Source organism: Deltaproteobacteria bacterium, from assembly GCA_016933965.1.
GTDB lineage: Bacteria > Desulfobacterota > Syntrophia > Syntrophales > UBA2210 > JAFGTS01.
Genome location: JAFGTS010000002.1, coordinates 37137 through 55034 on the forward strand (window position 1 = coordinate 37137; position 17898 = coordinate 55034).

The 17898-nt window shown below is 55.0% G+C and carries 14 protein-coding genes; 5 read left to right on the forward strand and 9 right to left on the reverse strand.

Annotation, left to right across the window (positions count from 1 at the left end; translation table 11 throughout):
* Window positions 1-3: 3 nt before the first annotated feature.
* The 5 genes from JXO48_00460 to fdhF all read right to left on the reverse strand — a co-directional run bounded on the left by JXO48_00460 (window position 4) and on the right by fdhF (window position 6775).
* On the reverse strand, window positions 4-1635 hold the full coding sequence (locus JXO48_00460) for a trehalose-binding protein (GenBank protein ID MBN2282341.1): 1632 nt from the start codon (window positions 1633-1635) through the stop codon (window positions 4-6).
* The gene (locus tag JXO48_00465) at window positions 1623-2390 is read right to left on the reverse strand and encodes an ATP-binding cassette domain-containing protein (GenBank protein ID MBN2282342.1); all 768 of its coding nucleotides are present in this window, start codon (window positions 2388-2390) and stop codon (window positions 1623-1625) included. The genes JXO48_00460 and JXO48_00465 overlap by 13 nt, the downstream gene beginning before the upstream one ends.
* The gene (gene modB, locus JXO48_00470; GenBank protein MBN2282343.1) at window positions 2380-3045 is read right to left on the reverse strand and encodes a molybdate ABC transporter permease subunit; all 666 of its coding nucleotides are present in this window, start codon (window positions 3043-3045) and stop codon (window positions 2380-2382) included. The genes JXO48_00465 and modB overlap by 11 nt, the downstream gene beginning before the upstream one ends.
* Window positions 3046-3813, reverse strand: a complete 768-nt coding sequence (modA, locus tag JXO48_00475; protein ID MBN2282344.1) for a molybdate ABC transporter substrate-binding protein — start codon at window positions 3811-3813, stop codon at window positions 3046-3048.
* A 268-nt stretch (window positions 3814-4081) separates the two neighbouring features.
* On the reverse strand, window positions 4082-6775 hold the full coding sequence (gene fdhF / locus JXO48_00480) for a formate dehydrogenase subunit alpha (GenBank protein MBN2282345.1): 2694 nt from the start codon (window positions 6773-6775) through the stop codon (window positions 4082-4084).
* 459 nt (window positions 6776-7234) lie between these two features.
* Between fdhF and JXO48_00485 the strand changes: the two genes are divergently transcribed.
* Window positions 7235-8299: a 4Fe-4S binding protein gene (locus JXO48_00485; protein ID MBN2282346.1), complete on the forward strand. Its 1065-nt coding sequence runs from the start codon at window positions 7235-7237 to the stop codon at window positions 8297-8299.
* Between the two features lie 278 nt (window positions 8300-8577).
* Here JXO48_00485 and JXO48_00490 read toward each other — a convergent pair whose 3' ends face one another.
* Together JXO48_00490 and JXO48_00495 are read right to left on the reverse strand one after the other, a co-directional pair.
* A complete protein-coding gene (locus JXO48_00490; GenBank protein ID MBN2282347.1) occupies window positions 8578-10134 on the reverse strand; it encodes an acyl--CoA ligase in 1557 nt (518 codons plus the stop codon).
* A 66-nt stretch (window positions 10135-10200) separates the two neighbouring features.
* A complete protein-coding gene (locus tag JXO48_00495) occupies window positions 10201-11610 on the reverse strand; it encodes an NAD(P)/FAD-dependent oxidoreductase (GenBank protein ID MBN2282348.1) in 1410 nt (469 codons plus the stop codon).
* 650 nt (window positions 11611-12260) lie between these two features.
* Between JXO48_00495 and JXO48_00500 the strand changes: the two genes are divergently transcribed.
* Entirely contained in the window at window positions 12261-12989 is a 729-nt protein-coding gene (locus JXO48_00500) for a flavodoxin family protein (protein ID MBN2282349.1), read from the forward strand.
* A gap of 296 nt (window positions 12990-13285) precedes the next feature.
* Here JXO48_00500 and JXO48_00505 read toward each other — a convergent pair whose 3' ends face one another.
* Window positions 13286-13708: an amino acid-binding protein gene (locus tag JXO48_00505; GenBank protein MBN2282350.1), complete on the reverse strand. Its 423-nt coding sequence runs from the start codon at window positions 13706-13708 to the stop codon at window positions 13286-13288.
* A gap of 98 nt (window positions 13709-13806) precedes the next feature.
* Window positions 13807-15849 carry an acetate--CoA ligase gene (acs, locus tag JXO48_00510; protein MBN2282351.1) on the reverse strand — a complete coding sequence of 681 codons (2043 nt, stop codon included), beginning with the start codon at window positions 15847-15849 and terminating at the stop codon, window positions 13807-13809.
* Window positions 15850-16344: 495 nt separating this feature from the next.
* Between acs and JXO48_00515 the strand changes: the two genes are divergently transcribed.
* From JXO48_00515 to arsM, 3 genes are all read left to right on the forward strand, one after another.
* Window positions 16345-16677, forward strand: coding sequence for a metalloregulator ArsR/SmtB family transcription factor (locus JXO48_00515; protein ID MBN2282352.1), 333 nt, complete (start codon window positions 16345-16347; stop codon window positions 16675-16677).
* A 13-nt stretch (window positions 16678-16690) separates the two neighbouring features.
* Window positions 16691-17164 (forward strand): arsenate reductase ArsC, encoded by a 474-nt coding sequence (locus JXO48_00520; protein ID MBN2282353.1) that lies wholly within the window; start codon window positions 16691-16693, stop codon window positions 17162-17164.
* The coding region (arsM, locus tag JXO48_00525; protein MBN2282354.1) for an arsenite methyltransferase at window positions 17133-17898 on the forward strand (766 nt) is incomplete at its 3' end. The genes JXO48_00520 and arsM, both read left to right, overlap by 32 nt.

A 17898-nucleotide genomic window follows, 5' to 3' on the forward strand; every position in this document is an offset into this window, starting at 1 on the left:
GCCTTATTTCCCGAAATGGCACAGGGGGTAGACGCAGGTTTCGCAGTTGAGGCAGAAGCCTCCGTGTCCCAGGCGGGCGAGGTCGTTCCGTGTCATGTCGAGTCCCGCCAGGAGCCGGGGAAGAAGCACATCAAAACTGGTCGTCTTGAAATAGAGGGCGGCGGCGGGGACACCGATCAACTGAACCGGGCCAATCCGGCCGGTCAGTGTCATGGCTCCCGGCAGCAGCGGGCTTCCGTACAGGATATCCGTGGCGCCGGCATCAATGAGTCCCTGGCGGGTCACATCGTCGGGATCAACCGAGAGACCACCTGTCGTCACCAGAAGATCGATCCCCTCGCCGATCAGCGCGGTCGCTGATTCGGCAATGATTTCCCGGTCGTCGGGAACGATGCGGCTGTAAACGGTATCACACCCGAATCGCCCGAGCTTTGAACGGATCAACGGCTCAAAGCGATCTTCCACGAGGCCGCTTGCCACTTCCGTGCCCGTCACCAGAATGCCTGCGACTGCCTTTCGCAGCGGCAGCACGCGAAAGAGGGGATTCCCCTCGAGCACTCCCATGGCCTGATTGAAATACGGTTTTGAAAGGTACAGGGGTATCGCCCGCGTTGCGCCGATGGCGGAATCTCCGGCGACGACCGTCCCGTTTCTCCGTCCGGCACACATGACATCGGGGACCAGGTTGAAGGAAAAGAGACGTTCGGTATCGACAACCAGCAGCCCCTCCCGTTCCGCAAAAAAGGTCACCTTTCCCTCACTCGGCCTTTCGTCACGGCGCACCCCCTCTCCAGCCATGGCGGCGGCAAAGGCGACGGCGGCATCGTCCTCATGGACCCAGTTTTCATCGGGATGTGCCGTTTCCTTGACATAGACGCGTGCCCTTCCCATCTTTCTCAGCATGTCGATATCATCGGCCCCGATGACCTGATCGCGCCGGAATGCGGGTCCCTTTGTTTCAAAGGGGACGACCCGCGTCATATCATGAAGACCCGTCATTCCGAGTGCGTTCTCAAGGGGAACGGCCTTCAGGTCGGGAGCGGCCGGCTCGGCCGGGGCCTCCTGCTTCTGATAGGGGGTCTTACTGCGGCATCCCTTGCAGAGCTCCCCGTCCCTTTCGGGATATGCCTCGCCGCAGAGCGGGCAGAGGACGATCCGTTTCCCCTTTCTCCGCTTTTCGAGATATTCCGGCCGCATTGTTATCTTCTGCGCGCCCATGATCTGGTAACCCGCGTCCTTTATCTGATCGAGGAGCGCCTGCAGGTCCTGTTCTCTTTTCGGCTTCAGCTTCAGAAACCAGTTCTTGATCTCCGGCCAGTCGTCCAACCTGGACGCGTCGATAAAGACCCTGATTCCGTCTCCTGTATATTTGTCATAAAAGCTGACCGCGTACCGGCCGAAATCGACGACCTTGAGCCAACCGTTCCCGATAGTGCACGGTGTCAGGAGCTGGACCGCGTCGGGAAGACAGCTGGGCGTTTCGCAGATCACGTCGCAAAGGACGTTTTCCGGCATCCGGCTCCGCGCGAACTGGACCATGAAACCGCCGATGATGATCCCCGGTGCGACGCTTCCATGAAAGGATTTTACCAGGTGGATATATTCTTCAAAGGAATAGACACCTACATTCGCCATTTTTCAGCCTCCATGGAATCATAGAGCACGGATCGATCGAAGCCATGGTACCGGGTAAATCCGTATTTGAAATCTTCGTCCGATCCTCCCGGGTGGTTTCGGTCCTTCAGCATGAACTGGAGCATCCATTTCCTGACGATCTTTCCGTTCACGAGGGGAAGCACGTCATCGGCCAGAAAAAGCGCCTCATCGATGTCATGGGTAACATGAATGATCGGTATGGCGACTTGATTTCTCAGGTCTTTCAGCTCGTCGCGCATGTTCCTTCTCGTGTTGGCGTCAAGCGCCGAAAAAGGTTCGTCAAGAAGCAGTATCCGGGGCCTGCGGGCAAGGGCCTGGCAGATCGCGCACCGCTGCCGCTCGCCGCCGGAGATCTCGTGCTGCCTGCGATCCCTGAGATGCCATATGTCAAAAAGCTTCAGCAGACGCACGACCTCATCCTTTGAATGGGCGGCGAAGGCCACGTTCTTGTAAACGTTGAGATGGGGGAACAGGGTATAATCCTGAAAAACAAATCCCAGGGACCGTTCCTGGGGAGGACGCATTATGCCCTTCGCGGAATCGAACCATACCTCTCCGTTATAGGAAATCGTGCCGCCGTCTGGCCGTTGCAGTCCGGCGATCATTCGTATGATGGTGGTTTTTCCCGCGCCCGAGGGTCCCACGAGGGCCAGGACCCTGCGGTCATCGCAGGAAAAGGCCACGTCAACCTCGAAGTGGGGCAGTTGTTTGGTGATATGAACTTTAAGACCCATAAAGACTGCTCCTGGTGAGCCGGTTGATGATCAGCAGAAAGATGTAGCTGATGGGGACCAGTATCAGGCACATCATGCCGGCTTCATGGTAATTGAGGGCTTCTACCGCTTCATAGATGGCAATGGAGGCCACTCTGGTCTCGCCCGGGATGCTTCCACCGACCATGAGAATGACGCCGAATTCTCCCATGGTATGGACGAACACGAGTATCGCCGAGGCCGCCACTCCCCCCAGGGCGTTGGGAATGATGACCTTGAAGAATGTCGCCAGAGGGGAAAGACCGAGCACGTAGGCGGATTCGAGGAGACGACGGTCGATCTTTTCAAAGGCCGTCTTCATGGGCTGTATGGCGAAGGGAAAGCTGTATATGATCGAGGCGAACACGATACCCGCGAAGGTAAAGACGAAGGGCGACGCCGTGACCGCTTCCCAGATCCGGCCCAGCGCGCCCTTAGGTCCCATGACCACAAGCAGGTAGAATCCCAGCACCGTGGGAGGCAGGACCATGGGAAGGTTGAGCAGGGCCTCGAAGAACGATTTTCCGCGAAAACGGAAATAGACGAGAAGGTAGGCAAGCGGCGCCGACAGAATGATCAGTATCAATGTCGAGAAGACAGCCAGCTTCACCGAAAGTATAAGGGGCAGAAGGTCCATTTACTTATACCCGTACCGCTCCTTCACCGCCCGGGCCTCATCGGATGTCAGAAATTCAGCGAATCGCTCGGCCGCTTTCCTGTTGCCCGTCCCTGTGAGCACGCAGGCGGCCTGAATAATGGCGGGAGCTTCCGGGATCATAAAGAAACACCCCTTTTTGCCGTCTTCCGAGAGTGCCGAGGAATAGGCGCAGAATCCGATATCCGCCGCTTCGGTGCAGGCGTATTGAAAGGCCTGCGCGACCGTCTGAGGGAACACGAACTGGGCCTTGTGCGGATCCCACAACCCGGCGCTTTTGAGCGCGTTCATGGCGGCCGTGCCGTAGGGAGCGGTTTCCGTGTTGGCAATCGCGATCTTCCGCACGTCTTTTCGTTTCACGACCTCCCGCCAGTCGGCGGCCCCGCAGAGTTCCTTTTTAGCGGTCCAGAGGACGACGCATCCCTTCGCATAGACGAATGGTTTGTCGGCAAGGCCCTGTTCATATAGAAGAGCGGGCCGTTTCTCGTCGGCCGCGAGAAAGAGATCGTATGGCGCGCCTTTTATGATCTGGCTGTAAAGCTTGCCCGTGGACGTATAGGTCGCGTCAACGTCGACTCCCGTTTTGTCCTCGAACATCCGGACAAGTTCCTGTGACGGGAGAATGAAGTTCGCCGCGACGGCGACGATCAGCCTTTCTCCCGCCCAGACCGAAGAGAGAGAGAAGAAAATGATAATGAGTACGGTGCTTACCGTTGTATACAACCGGCGTGTGACTGAATGATTATTCATCGCGATCACCTCCATGCCCCGAATGATATCGTCGGAGAATCAGGCCGTGGGAGTTTCCTGCGAATCTCAACACAGGGGATTCTATACCGGAATAACAAGGGGTCGTCAAAGAAATTATGTTATTTTTAACATACATAAAAAGGGTACATGCTCCTGCCGGCCGTAATGCCGGGCTTTCCATTTCACGCCCTGATCTATCTGTTCATGGATGGAGTAACCAGGATAGGTAACGGGGCGGGGATCCTTCCGGTCCCCGCCCCGTCCATTATTAGAGTTTTTCCAGATTCACGGCGCACGCCTTGTATTCGGCCGTCAGTGTGGCCGGATCGAAGACGGGGTTCGTCAGCCAGTTCGCACAGGCCTCCCGGAAATGAAAGGCCATCCATACCATACCCGGCGGCACCTGTTCCGTTACGTTAGCCCGGACCTTCACGTCGCCGCGGCGGGATCTGACCCTGATGATCTCCTGGTTCCTGATGCCGAGCCGTTGTGCGTCGGCCGCCGAGATATCGGCCGTTTCCTCGGGGAGCAGGAAATCCATGTCGGCGCGGCCGGTCTGCGTCCTGGTGTGATACTGATAGAGCCGTCTTCCCGTGCTGAGCACGAAGGGATAGTCGCTGTCGGGAACTTCCGCCGGCGGTGTCCAGTCCACCGGATTGAACTGGCCGAGTCCGCAGGTGAACTTGCCTTCCTTGTGAAGGAAGCAGGTTCCCGGATGCTCCTCATCGGGACAGGGCCACTGCAGGCCGTCCTTCTCGATCCTCCGGTACTTGATACCCGCGAGAGAAGGCGCGAGGACCGAGATCTCATTATCCCATATCTCGCCGGCGCTTTCGGATTTCCATTCATGTCCCATCCGGCGGGCCAGTTCCCTGAATATCCACCAGTTCGGACGGGCGATGCCCGGCGGTTCACTGACCTTCCGCACGCGGTTGACCCGGCGTTCACTGTTCGTGAAGGTGCCGTTATCCTCGCACCAGGCGGCGGCCGGGAAAATGACATCGGCGAATCGTGTCGTTTCGGTCGGAAAGATATCCTGGCACACGATAAATTCGGCAGCCGAAAGCTCCTCCTCCACCTTGGCGATGTCGGGCTCGCTGTTCGCCAGATTTTCTCCGAAAATGTAGAATGCCTTTACTTCCCCGCTTTTCAGGCCCTCCATCATCTGGGGGATCATCAGGCCGTTCTTGCCGGGGAGGTTCTCCACGCCCCAGGCCTTTTCGAACTTGGCGCGACTGTCGGGATTGGTGATGGCCTGGTAGCCCGGAAAGACATTGGGGAGCGCGCCCATGTCACAGGCGCCCTGCACATTGTTCTGGCCGCGAAGCGGGTTGACGCCGCCGCACTCTTTGCCCATGTTTCCCAGAAGCATCTGAAGATTGGCCGTGGACATGACGTTATTCTTGCCACAGGTGTGCTCGGTGATGCCGAGGGTATAGCAGAGCATGCAGGATTCGGCTGCTGCCAGCCGGTGGGCCACGTCACGTATCATGTTCTCGGAAACGCCGGTGATCTCCGCGGCCCTTGCCGGCGGATATTCAAGCACCTTCGCTTTCAGTTCCTCAAAACCGACGCAGCATGACGAAACAAACTCCTTGTCGTAGAGCTTCTCGGTGATGAGAACGTTCATGACGCCGTTCAGGAATGCGATATCCGATCCCACCGCGATGGGGACATGGAGCGTGGCGAAGTCGACGAGGGGCTGTTTCCGGGGGTCCACCACGATCAGCTCAGCCCCGTTGAGAACGGCGTTCTTGAGGAAGGTCGCCGCCACGGGGTGCGCCTCGGTCATGTTGGTGCCGATACAGAGAAACATCCGCGCCCTGCTGAACTCTTCAAAGGAATTGGTCATTGCACCGGAGCCGAAGGATGCCGCCAGACCGGCGACAGTCGGAGCGTGTCAGGTACGGGCACAATGATCGATATTGTTCGTTCCCAGCACCGACCGGAAGAGTTTCTGCATCTGGTAGGAATCTTCGTTGATGCTTCGGGCGCAGCTGACGCCGGCGATGGCGTCGGGCCCGTATTTTTCCTTGATCTCCTTGAATTTACCGGCGACGAGGTCCAGCGCTTCGTCCCAGGAGGCTTCCCGGAAATCGCCGTTCTCCTTGATGAGAGGTGTGGTCAACCGGTCCTCGGAGTAAATGAAGTCATAGGCGAAGCGCCCCTTGACGCACAGGCGCCCCTTGTTCGGCGCACCGTCCTCGACGGCCGTCACTTTCGCGATTTTCCCTTCCTTGTTGATATGAAGCCAGAGCTGGCAGCCGACACCGCAATAGGGGCAGGTGGTGCGCACTTTCGTCAGTTCCCAGGGGCGCCCCTGGTATCTCGATTTCTTTTCAATAAGGGCGCCGACGGGGCAGACCTCAACGCACTGACCGCAGAAGACGCAGTCGCTGTCAAAATAGGTCTGGTCTGTTCCCGCGACGATCTTTGAATTGACACCGCGGTACCCGTAACTGATCGCCCGGTTGACCATGACCTCATTGCAGGCCTGAACGCACCGGCCGCAGAGGATGCAGCGGGTGAAGTCACGAATTATGAAGGGGTTTTCATCTTCCTTCGGATATGGCTGCGGGGTGATGGTGAAAGATATGTCGGTGATCCCGTACCGATAGGCCAGGTCCTGAAGACGGCAATTGCCGTTTTTCTCACAGGTAAGACAGTCGTGGTTGCCGCTGGCCAGGAGTAGTTCGATGGTCATTTTCCTGGACCGACGGACCCGCTCGGATTCGGTTTGTATGTCCATGCCGGCGGCAGCGGGGGTACTGCAGGCGGCTACAAGCGACCGCGCTCCCGCGACCTCAACCACGCACATACGGCATGCACCCGTCGGTGTGGTACCTTTCAGATAACAGAGCGTCGGTATGTCGATCCCCGATTCCGTCGCAACATCGAGGATTGTCTGACCGGGCTCGAACTCAACACGTTTCCCGTTCAATTGTAACGTTGCTGTGGCCATGTTTTCACCTCAATACCTGATCGGTTTCAAAATGACTTGGTTCCGTAACTAGTGAAAAACCAAGGATAATGAGCATCGCTCATCTGAAATTGGAGGCTCTGCATTCCATAAAATACTTATGATGATCCCACGATTCGTATGTCGACGATGACATAAGTCAATATTGACATATTGTCAAGTTTTTATCGCGGCGGGAGTACATCTTTTGAGGGGTTGTTCGATGGATACGATACATTCGTCTGCCTGACCACAGATCTTGATGAAGCTACCACGGCTCAGCCGTTCAAGAGGCAGCGGAAGTGTTGATTTTCTGATTCTAACAACCTATTCTACATTTTTACTCGATGTCTGCCGGAAAGTAGTATGACTCTTATTCTAAATGTGGTAATTTTCTCACGTTTCAAGTGAGGCGTTTGATGCATGATACCTGACGCCCAAATCTTCTTTCAAGGAGCCGGTATGATGGAAACAGTGCATGAAAAACTCTCGAAGCGTCTGGATAAACTGCCGATCCCCTATCCGGCAACAGCCTCTGGTGTGGAGGTCAGGATCCTGGAAAACTGGTTCACCGAGAAAGAGGCGGAGATAGCCCTTGCCATGAACGGCTTTCCCGAATCTGTTAACGCGATCGCCGAGCGCCTGGCCATGGATACCGAAGTGTTGGCGCCTCTTCTCGATGCAATGGCCTCCAAGGGGGTCATCTTCCGGATCGCCAAGGGAGAGAAACGCCTCTACAACCTTGTCCCACTGGCGGAAGGGATGTGGGAGTTCCACATCAACGCAAATACACCGGACGATGTCCGGACCCTGCGGACCTACTTCGACGAGTTCATGCGGAAGGGCTGGTACGGCACCCCGACGAGCCAGCATCGGATCATCCCCATTTCGGAGAGCCTGTCCGCCGACATGGAGATCCTGAGCTATGAACTGGCGGAAGAGATCATCAAGGCACAGACGAAGATCGCCGTTGCCCCCTGCATCTGCAGAAAGGAAGAACGGATGTTGGGCGGGGGGTGTGATCATCCCTTAGAGACCTGCATGGCCTTCGGCGCAGGGGCCTATTTCTACATCGACAACGGCCTCGGCAGGGAGATCTCGCAGGCCGAGGCCCTGACCATTCTCAAGGAAGGCATGGATTGCGGGCTCGTTCTCCAGCCGGGCAACGGTCAGAAGGCCTGGAACATGTGCATGTGCTGCGGGTGCTGTTGCGCGCTCCTGAAAACGCTGAAGAAGATGGAAAAGCCCGCGGCAGTGGCCCACACAAATTTCTACGCCTCGGTGCTGGCGGATGAATGTACCGCATGCGGTGTCTGTGAGGAAAAGTGCCCCATGGAGGCGATCCGGGTTACGGATGACGTTGCGGTGGTGAACCGGGATCGGTGCATCGGCTGCGGCGTCTGTGTGGGTGCCTGCGCGTTCGACGCCGTCAAGCTCCACAAGAAAGACGTTGCCGACCGGTATATACCGCCCGGGGATGTGGTCGAAATGCAGACCCGCATCGCAAAGGAACGCGGACTTTTATAAGGCTCCGGCGGGCGGAGAACTGCCGCTCCGCGTATTCCTCAATTCCAAAGCGATTTCCAAGGACTTGAAGGTAGATGGGACTTCTCCCTGGAATTTTGGGATCAAGCGTAGTTCCTATATTTCCATTAAACTCAACCAGCTTACTGTGCCCGCAGATCATCAGACACAGTAAGAAGGAGGTAATGCCCTGTGTTCAATTAAAAGATTATCCTGTATTCTCTGCCCGGAGGTATCCGCCTCGATCATAATGCATCATCTCGATCCGCGCGGCTTCCCTGTCACACATTAAATTCCTTTCTGATCTCCTGATAAAGTTCGAGTTTCTTTACCTTTCCTATAGGTGTCAGCGGAAGCATGGGCCGGATGATAATATCCTCGGGGATCTTGAAATTGGAAAGTTTATCCTTCAGAAATTCCTTGATGGCTTCCGGTGTGGGCTCTTTTCCCGGATTCGGCATGATGTAGGCACGGCCGACCTCGCCCCATTTTTCATGGGGACGCCCCAGAACCGCCGCCATCATGACATCCGGATGCTTGCAGATCACGTCCTCGATCTCCGGGGGATACACATTCTCACCGCCCCGGATGTACATCTCCTTTTTCCTGCCGACGATGATGAGATAACCATCCTCGTCAAGCTGCCCCATATCCCCTGTGTGGAGATAGCCATCGCGGTCGAACACCCGGGCATCGTCATCGGGTCGTTGCCAGTATCCTTTCATGACCATGTCACCCTTGATGCAGATCTCGCCAACTTCTCCCTGCGGCAGGATATTTTCGTCGAAGTCTTTGATGACCAGGTCAACTCCCGGAATAGGCTTGCCGACGGAATAGGTCAGTTTCTCCGTCCCGTCATCGGGATGGGTGTAAGTGACGGCGCCGCTCACCTCTGTCAGGCCATAGGCGTTTCGCGGGATAACCCCGAGCTTGTCTCTGAACGCCACGATCAGCTCGGAAGGGCAGGGCTGGGCGGATACAATGGAAATCTTCAATGAACTCAGATCATATTTGTCCGCGTTGGGGTGCATCAGTTCCATGGCATACATGACTGGGACCTGGCCGAGTGTCGTCGCTTTTTCGGCATCGATCAACCGGAGCGTTTCCTCCGGATCGAACATGTCCATCATGACGACCTTGTTCCCTATGTTGGCATTGCAGACGATTCCCATAACGGCGCCACCCGCGTGACTGAAGGGGAGGTTTAGCAAAAGGATGTTTCCTTGATAATAATCAGCTGCTTTGATCTGGGCGTCTGTCAGGGAAATGAGATTTTTGTGGGTCAGCATGGCGGCCTTGGGGATGCCGGTTGTTCCCGATGTGTAAATGAATATAGCGGGGTCATCCTCGTTGACGGCATCCATCGCGCTTTTCAGTGCCGCCGGGTCGGGCTCGGCCAGGAACTCCCGGTAGAACGTGGTTCCCTCCCTTTTCTGGTCCATGCAGACAACATGCTTGAGCGTGGGTGTTTCATCCCGAACGCTCTCCAGATTGGCCATGAAGTCAGAACCCATGAATTCAGTTGGGAGGAAAAGAGCGGTTATCCCGGAATCATTCAGAAAGAATTTCAGTTCCGGCGCCGTCGTCCGTGGGCTTAAGGGAACACCGATAGCGCCGATCTTGGCCGCTCCGAAGAAAGCAAAAACAGCTTCTGGCCACAGAGGACTGTATATGCCGATCCGGTCGCCGCGCCGGACGCCCGCATTGAGAAGACCAATTGCCACTCGGTCCGTCTCTTCATCATATTGACCGAAGGAGATCCGGCGTTTCTTGAATACCAAGGCCTCCTCATTCGGTATATCCCTACCATGCTTCTTCAAAAAGTCTCCTATAACCATGTCGTCCCGTCCCCCTTCCTCGTTGATCATGATCCGTTAAGATTCATTTTGTGTGTGCATTGTTTTTCATTGATGCATGTTTCGCAACATTCTCCATAGATTCAGGGCGCTGTCAGCCGCCATTTCAGTACCCACGCCGCGTCCTCCCGCATCCGCTCCCACGAGGTATAACCCTTCAACAGGTGTTTGATTGGACGGTCGGTCCTTTCCCACCTGTCGCCTGTTCTGGGCCACACCGATGACTTCGCCGGTCCACCTCCCCGAGATCTTTGAGATGTAACGGGTATCAGTGCGAATTTTCCAGACGGTGTGCCTGTCTATTTCAGGAAACAGATCACGCATGGTGTTCTCGATGCGATCAAGCACTTCTTCACAGATCGCTGAGACCTGGTCATGTTCATCAAGTTCGGCAGGTGCCAGTGAACCCGCCAGTACTACCTGACACCCGGATGGTGCGAGGCCCGGATCGGCAGCGGAAGGCACAGGTACAAATATGGCGGTCTGCCGTTCCACCAGCTTTTTATCTCTGAAATCGGGGAAATAGCAGAAGAGGTGCGGTCTGACCACCTGCGCGTTCAAGGCATACTTTACACTGGCGGCACCAAAGGACAGGCGCAGGTCGTCGGCCATGGACAGGTATGTGTCGGGAAAATGATCCCTGCCGGCCAGGGCGATGCTTTCCTTGATACCATTGTTGCTGATAACGATATCCGCCGGGATGAAACCGCCCGCCTCCACTCCTCTTACCCGGTTGTCCTCTACAACTATCTTTTGCACCGGAGTGGAGTAGCGAACCTCCCCGCCATGGGCCTGGAGCGCGTCCAGGTACGCTGTCGGTATCGCCCGCATTCCGCCGACAGGGTAACACAGGTTGTGCTTTTCGGCCTGACTGGAAAAGCATAGGATAAATTCTCCCGCTGATGCAGCACGACGGGAAACACACATATACATGCCTGTAAATCCGTCCAGAACGCGGTTCAGTTGCTCATCGTCAACGAAACGTGCCATATAGTCGGATAAGGAAGTACGGTCCAGAATCTCCATCTCTTCGGCAGAGTGATCACGGACGAAGTCTTTAAAAAGGGCGTGAGCTCCCTCCTGGTTCCCGGGCAATACCCCTATTTCCTCAAAGAATCTTTGCAGAAATCTTTCTTCAACTATGTCTTGGGCCAGGACGGCGGTACGTCCGCCGGTGCTGAACTGCATTGCCGGTTCCAGTGACGTGAACTTTATGTGCGCTCCCACAATGTCCGCAATTTCACCCAGGGGACCTTTGTCACCCCGTGCGAGCCAGTGCACACCGGTATCATAGACATAACCTTCTTTTTCAAAGCTTGTGGCCTTACCGCCCGGATAACTGTTCCTTTCCAGGACAGTGACTTCCATCCCTTCCCTGGATAATAACGCAGCTATACTTGAACCGCCTATGCCGCTTCCGATGATCACTGCCTTTTTGCCCCGGATGTTCCCTGTCATCGTAACCTCCTTATGATTAAATGGGATGGTCATTTTCCCCCTGCACCATATAGAACTTGAGATCAAGAATGATGCCCTCGTAAAAGTTGTAAAGGGCAGTATATGAAACGCTTCTCAGCAAGCTCCAGGGGCACGGCACACACCCCCTCGGGAATGAGGCGTGCTTTTACGTACGTCTCAATGACGAAGGGTTAATCCGGTTTCCCTATATGAACGTGCGAAGCTGTCTTATCTTTTGAAGACGTTTAATGTCCGGGATAGGGACTTTCGATCAGGAAAATCAAAAGACCTGCTTTCCCCCTCTTGTATCAGATTTTCCTGTGACTGATTTTCTTTAAATCACTTTCTTCACAGGGTTGTCAAATATAAAGAACATACGTACTGTTTCTCCAAAATGCATGATTTCATGGAAATACATACATTGAGCGATAAGGCCGTTTGAAAAACTTGTAACTGGACTCACCAACCCGCACGATCCCTGCTTTTCTCATTGCTCCTGAGAAGTTCGGGGTGTAAAAAGCATATGACGCCGATCTCGAAAACAATAAGATAGGGAGTGACGTCGGATAAAGCCGGATTGCTTCTGCCGATCGAATGGTCACAACATCAACGCTGACAGATTTTCAAATACTTACGCAAGGAGATGATTCATGAAGATCCTGGCCATCAACGCAAGCCCCCACCGGGACAAAGGCAACACTGCCCTGATACTGAACCCGTTTCTTGACGGCATGAGAGAAGAGGGTGCCGAGGTCGAGGTTCTCTATACAATGAAAATGGACATCAAGCCGTGCCTTGGCTGCCTCAAGTGCTGGACCAGGACGCCGGGTGCCTGCATCCAGAAGGACGATATGAAGGAAGTGCTGCCCAGGATCAAAGCAGCCGATGTCATGGTCTTTGCCACGCCGCTTTACTGGGACGGGGTTTCCGGACCCATGAAGATGTTCATGGACCGGATGACGCCGTTGGGCCAGCCGTTCATCATTATGCGGGAGGGGAGGGATCGCCACCCGGTCAGGGAGGGATATGGCCATGGTAAGATTGTGGTCGTCTCGACGTGCGGCTACTTCGGTATCGAGAACTTTGACGCGATGATCACGCATTATAAGGCGGTGGCGATAAACCTTGAGCGGGAGTTTGCCGGCGCGCTCCTTCGCCCCAACGCCCAGTCGATCCAGCCGATGATGATGATGGGGATGGGCGATCAATTTACCGAGATCTTTGCGGCGGCAAAGAGGGCCGGGACGGAACTTGCCCGCAACGGGGAGATGCAAGAGGCGACGCTCTCGGTCATCGGGCGTGACATCATGGATGTCGGAACCTTCATGAACAATGCCAACAAATATTTTACCAAGGTGCTGGAAGACCTGAAGAAATAAAGGATCCGGCACAGTATCGGACCGCTGGATCTTACCACCCGCCCGGCAACATCAGGAGATATTCACCAACGTTCGCCAGGCAGGATGACATCCCCCTGGAAGTAGTGTCGAGGGCAATCTTTTCCACCGGACTATTGTGAAAAAATATGCCGTCCAAGTCGGTAAGCCCCGGTACTGACGGCCTGGCTCAACCGGGCGGTTTGCAGGCCGGACTGACCGGGGCTTGTCCTCATCCGGTTCCGTTCTTATCCATTCCGTGGAATGTCCCCCTTGCCCTTGGTAACCGTGATTTCGATCTACTCACTCATGAGGATGTCGGCGGCCCTTTCCGCGTCCTCCGCAGTGTCGAAACTGATGTATATAATGAATCTCGGACCAATGACGGCCGCGGACAAGCCATGGAGGTTGATCCCGGCCGCTGCGATCTTTTTCGTCATATTATAGGCAACGCCCGGCTTGTTATCTCCCTCAACACGCAGTGATTTAATACTGCTCGTCACGTTAAAGCCGAGGGTGGCGGCTGCGGCAACCTCGACATCCCCGCGCAGAGGGGTAACAAAGACAACGCCGGTGCCTGGTTTTTCCGGAGCCCTCCTGGCAATAATGAAGTCAAGGTCCGCGCCCGAATCCGTCAGGCCGGAGAGTATGTTCGCCAACCCTCCGGGTTCATCCTTGATGGCGGCAGCCCACACGTCCACTCGATCGACTATTACATTCATCATCTCACCCTCCTTGTTTGTGTTCTCAATGTTCTTTTTTTACCATTCCCTCCCTACTTATGGCAGCATGCCTCGTTTTATTGATCTCAGGCTGATCCTTATTTTCCCTGAACCATCTTGGTTATTTCGACCACGACTTCCGGGTTTGCCAGTGTCATGACATCGCCGACATCCGTGCCATTGGAAATAGCGCTCAGCACGCGGCGCATGATTTTCCCCGAGCGGGTCTTGGGCATGTCGGAGACGATCCAGACCTTTCTCGGTCGTGCGATCGCTCCGATCTCTGTTACCACCGCGTTTTGGATCCTCCCGGCAAGCTCGTCGCTTGGAGTGAAGCCGGGCTTCAGGGCAACGTACAGATCGGGTTCCTTTCCCTTCACTTCATGTTTGACGGGAACAACGGCAGCCTCCGCCACCTCTTCTATGATCATGGCGGCTGATTCGATTTCCTTGGTTCCAAGCCTGTGACCTGAAACATTAATAACGTCGTCAATCCTGCCGAGAATGCGCACATATCCATCGGCGGCCACAACGGCGGCGTCACCCGTCATGTATGGCCAGTCCTGCCATCTCTTGCTCGCGGAGTCTTTACAGTATCTTTCATAATACTGGCTGACGTAGCGATCCCTGTCGCGCCATATGGTCTGGAAACTGCCGGGCCAGGGGTTCTGTATGCAGATGTTACCCGCCTTGCCGGTGCCGGGAGGGACAACGTTACCGTCGTCGTCATACACGATGGGGTGAATGCCCGGTACCCCCGGGCCCGCGCTGCCGGGCTTCATGGGTTTGATCGCCGGCAATGTGCTGCAGAGGAAGCCGCCGTTTTCCGTCTGCCACCAGGTGTCAACGATGGCCGCTTCGCCTTTGCCCACCGTGTAGTAATACCATTTCCACACTTCGGGCTCGATGGGCTCTCCCACGGTGGTCATGTGCTTGAAGTGGTAATCGTATTTTTGCGGCTCGTCGGGGCCGAGCTTTCTCAAGGCGCGGATCGCGGTAGGCGCGGTGTGGAATATGTTGACATCCAGGTTCTGGGCGATCCGCCAGGGCCTTCCCGCGTCCGGGTAGTTCGGGACACCTTCGTAGATCACGGTGGACGCGCATATCGCCAGTGGGCCGTACACGATATAGGAATGCCCGGTGATCCATCCTATATCCGCCAGGCACCAGTAAACGTCTTCGGGGTGAATGTCCTGGACGTACTTGGACGTCCCGGCCACATAGGCGAGATAGCCGCCCGTGCTGTGCTGCGCCCCTTTGGGCTTTCCCGTCGTACCGCTGGTGTACATGAGAAACAGCGGGGCCTCCGCGGGCATGGGCACAGGGTCGACGATTTTCCCGAAGTGGTCTTTGAGCAGATCGTTGATGATGAAATCACGGCCCTGGACCAGGGGTGTCTGCGACGAGTACTTTCCGGGATATCGTTGCCATATGAGGACTTTGTCCACCTTCTGGTTTTCGCCCGCAGCCTCGGCGACGGCGATGTCCGCTTTTTCCTTGTGGTCGATGAGCTGGCCGGCCCTGTAATAGGCATCCATGGTAACCAGAACGCTGCTTGCCGAATCAACGACCCTGTCGGCGCATGCCTTGCCGCTGAATCCCCCGAAGACCTGCGAGTGGATGACGCCGAGGCGCGCGCAGGCCAGCATGGAAATGGCGAGCTCAGCCACCATAGGCATGTGAAGAGTGACAGTATCCCCGGCCTTCAGCCCGCAGAAATCCTTAAGTATGGCCGCGAACTCGTTTACCCTGACGTAAAGCTCCTGGTACGTGATATGTTCAATTTTTTCATTTTCAGGTTCCGGAACGAAGTGGATCGCCGTCTTGTTCTTGTTTTTGTCGAGGTGCCTGTCGATGCAGTTGTAGCTCGCATTAATCCTGCCGCCGACGAACCACTTCCAGCAAGGTGCGTCGCTTGTGTCAAGCGTGGTATGCCAGTACTCGTGCCAGGTGAGAAGGTCGGCATACTCCTTGAAGCAGTTTGGAAAATTTTCCAGGCTGAAACGCTCGTAGACTTCCGGATCCGTCATGTTCGCCTGGGCGATAAACTGAGCAGACGGATAAATGAACTCCTCTTCCCCCCAATGTACTGCAATTTCAGCTTCTGAAGTTTCCGCCAGGTCTTTTTCTTTTTTGCTCATACGATAACCCTCCTTTCTTATTTTTGAAGAAAGCATGACCCCTCTGAAGGCCTGGAGCCTGCGCAGAGAGTCATAATGATTTCAGCCGCCTGAAACACAAAACCCTGCCTCTTCTCAGAAGCAGGGTTTTGATAATAAACCATGACATCACCCTTTCAGGAAAGGGTTTAAAAGTGTGATCAGTTTCTCAGGGAATTTTAATGATATATTTATGCTTCTTGTGCATCAGTAAGTCAATAAGATATTTTGTGATGTTTTTTATCTCCTTAATTGTCAATATTATGAAATCCCCCGCAGAATACCCCGTCTTGTTGACGGGGACAAATGTGGAGCGGGGGTAAGAGGGATGCGATCCCCCTCATTTAAATTTCTTGGATGCCCCGCCCTGTGGGTGGGGTAATTCACTTAAAACCAGAAATAACCTTGACATTGGATCTCAGGTTGATTATATATGCGCTGTTGCGCAGATATGCATATAGGTTTCGGGAGGTGAACATGCAGGATGAAGCAAATCTATTCAAGGTCTTGAGCGATCCGACCAGGCTCAGGTTGGCGGTATTGCTGGCTTTCAGGGGTGAGACCTGTGTGTGTATGTTATCCCAGGCACTCAACGAACCTGACTTCAAGGTGTCGCGTCACCTCGGAATCATGCGCTCGGCGGGGATGGTCGAAGCCCGGCGCGAAGGAACATGGATGCATTACAAGCTAACTAAACCGAGGCATCGCCTGGAAGAATGCCTCCAGATGTGTTTTCGCAACTGCCTGGCTGATCACAAAGCGGTCCAGACTGATTTGAAACGTCTGGAGAAGGCAACCTGTGTCGCGTGAAGAGTAAGGACAGATGAAGAAGAAAGTCAGGATCCTGTTTCTTTGTACAGGCAATTCATGCCGAAGTCAGATGGCCGAAGGATGGACCAGACACCTCAAAAATGACTCCATCGAGGCGTATTCGGCAGGAATAGAGAAGCACGGCCTAAATCAACGGGCTGTCAAAGTCATGGCCGAGGCTGGAGTGGACATAAGTAACCACAAATCGAAGATTGTGGCAGATCTGCCAACAATGCATTTCGACTATGTAGTGACGTTGTGCGGACATGCCCATGAGTCATGCCCATTCTTCCCCGGTACAGCGAAAATCATACACGTCGGGTTCGATGATCCGGCCAGCCTGGCGGCGGATGTAAGGACCGAGGAAGAGGCCCTCGTTCATTATCGGCGAGTCCGGGACGAAATCAAGGCGTTCGTGGAGACACTGCCGGAAGCCTTGGACAAGATTAAAAATCATGAAGGACAAGACTATGAACTGCAATTGTGAGAAAAAGGAAAAACAAGATACACGAAACACTGTTCGCGAGGAATATGGCAACATCGCGAAACAGAGAAGCTCCTGCTGCGGACCATCGCGTTGCTGTGGTGGATCATCGGCTGACCTGAAGGCGGCGGCGGTCGGATATAGCAATGAGGATCTCTCCCATCTCCCTGATGGAGCGAACATGGGGCTGTCCTGCGGCAATCCGACGGCGATTGCGTCGCTCAGACCCGGAGAAGTTGTGCTTGACCTTGGATCAGGTGGCGGCTTCGATGTTTTTATTGCCGCACGCAAGGTTGGTGCGTCGGGTCACGTGATCGGCGTTGACATGACTCCGGATATGATAGATACGGCCCGGCGCAATGTAGAATCTTTCAGGAAGTCCAGCGGCCTGGACAACGTCGAATTCCGCCTGGGCGAGATCGAGCACCTGCCGGTGGCAGACGCAAGTGTTGACGTGGTGATATCCAACTGCGTTATAAACCTTTCGCCGAACAAGGCCCAGGTATGGCAGGAGATCGCACGCGTTTTGAAGCCGGGAGGGCGGGTTTCCGTATCGGACATGGCACTCACTCAACCTCTGCCCGATGCCATCCGTGAGTCCGTTCAGGCGCTTGTCGGCTGTATCGCTGGAGCCGTGCTTGTCGAAGACACAAGAGAAATGGTCCGATCGGCGGGACTGGTCAATGTCGTCTTCGAGACAAAATTGGACTATATCGACCGGATGACCGAGTGGCGTG

What these genes read in the sequence shown, in the direction of transcription:
- modA (MBN2282344.1), bottom strand. Translation starts at nt 3,813, where the DNA reads ATGAATAATCATTCAGTCACACGCCGGTTGTATACAACGGTAAGCACC.
- JXO48_00485 (MBN2282346.1), top strand. Translation starts at nt 7,235, where the DNA reads ATGATGGAAACAGTGCATGAAAAACTCTCGAAGCGTCTGGATAAACTG.
- JXO48_00465 (MBN2282342.1), bottom strand. Translation starts at nt 2,390, where the DNA reads ATGGGTCTTAAAGTTCATATCACCAAACAACTGCCCCACTTCGAGGTT.
- acs (MBN2282351.1), bottom strand. Translation starts at nt 15,849, where the DNA reads ATGAGCAAAAAAGAAAAAGACCTGGCGGAAACTTCAGAAGCTGAAATT.
- JXO48_00520 (MBN2282353.1), top strand. Translation starts at nt 16,691, where the DNA reads ATGAAGAAGAAAGTCAGGATCCTGTTTCTTTGTACAGGCAATTCATGC.
- JXO48_00460 (MBN2282341.1), bottom strand. Translation starts at nt 1,635, where the DNA reads ATGGCGAATGTAGGTGTCTATTCCTTTGAAGAATATATCCACCTGGTA.
- JXO48_00500 (MBN2282349.1), top strand. Translation starts at nt 12,261, where the DNA reads ATGAAGATCCTGGCCATCAACGCAAGCCCCCACCGGGACAAAGGCAAC.
- JXO48_00505 (MBN2282350.1), bottom strand. Translation starts at nt 13,708, where the DNA reads ATGAATGTAATAGTCGATCGAGTGGACGTGTGGGCTGCCGCCATCAAG.
- JXO48_00495 (MBN2282348.1), bottom strand. Translation starts at nt 11,610, where the DNA reads ATGACAGGGAACATCCGGGGCAAAAAGGCAGTGATCATCGGAAGCGGC.
- modB (MBN2282343.1), bottom strand. Translation starts at nt 3,045, where the DNA reads ATGGACCTTCTGCCCCTTATACTTTCGGTGAAGCTGGCTGTCTTCTCG.
- JXO48_00515 (MBN2282352.1), top strand. Translation starts at nt 16,345, where the DNA reads ATGCAGGATGAAGCAAATCTATTCAAGGTCTTGAGCGATCCGACCAGG.
- JXO48_00490 (MBN2282347.1), bottom strand. Translation starts at nt 10,134, where the DNA reads ATGGTTATAGGAGACTTTTTGAAGAAGCATGGTAGGGATATACCGAAT.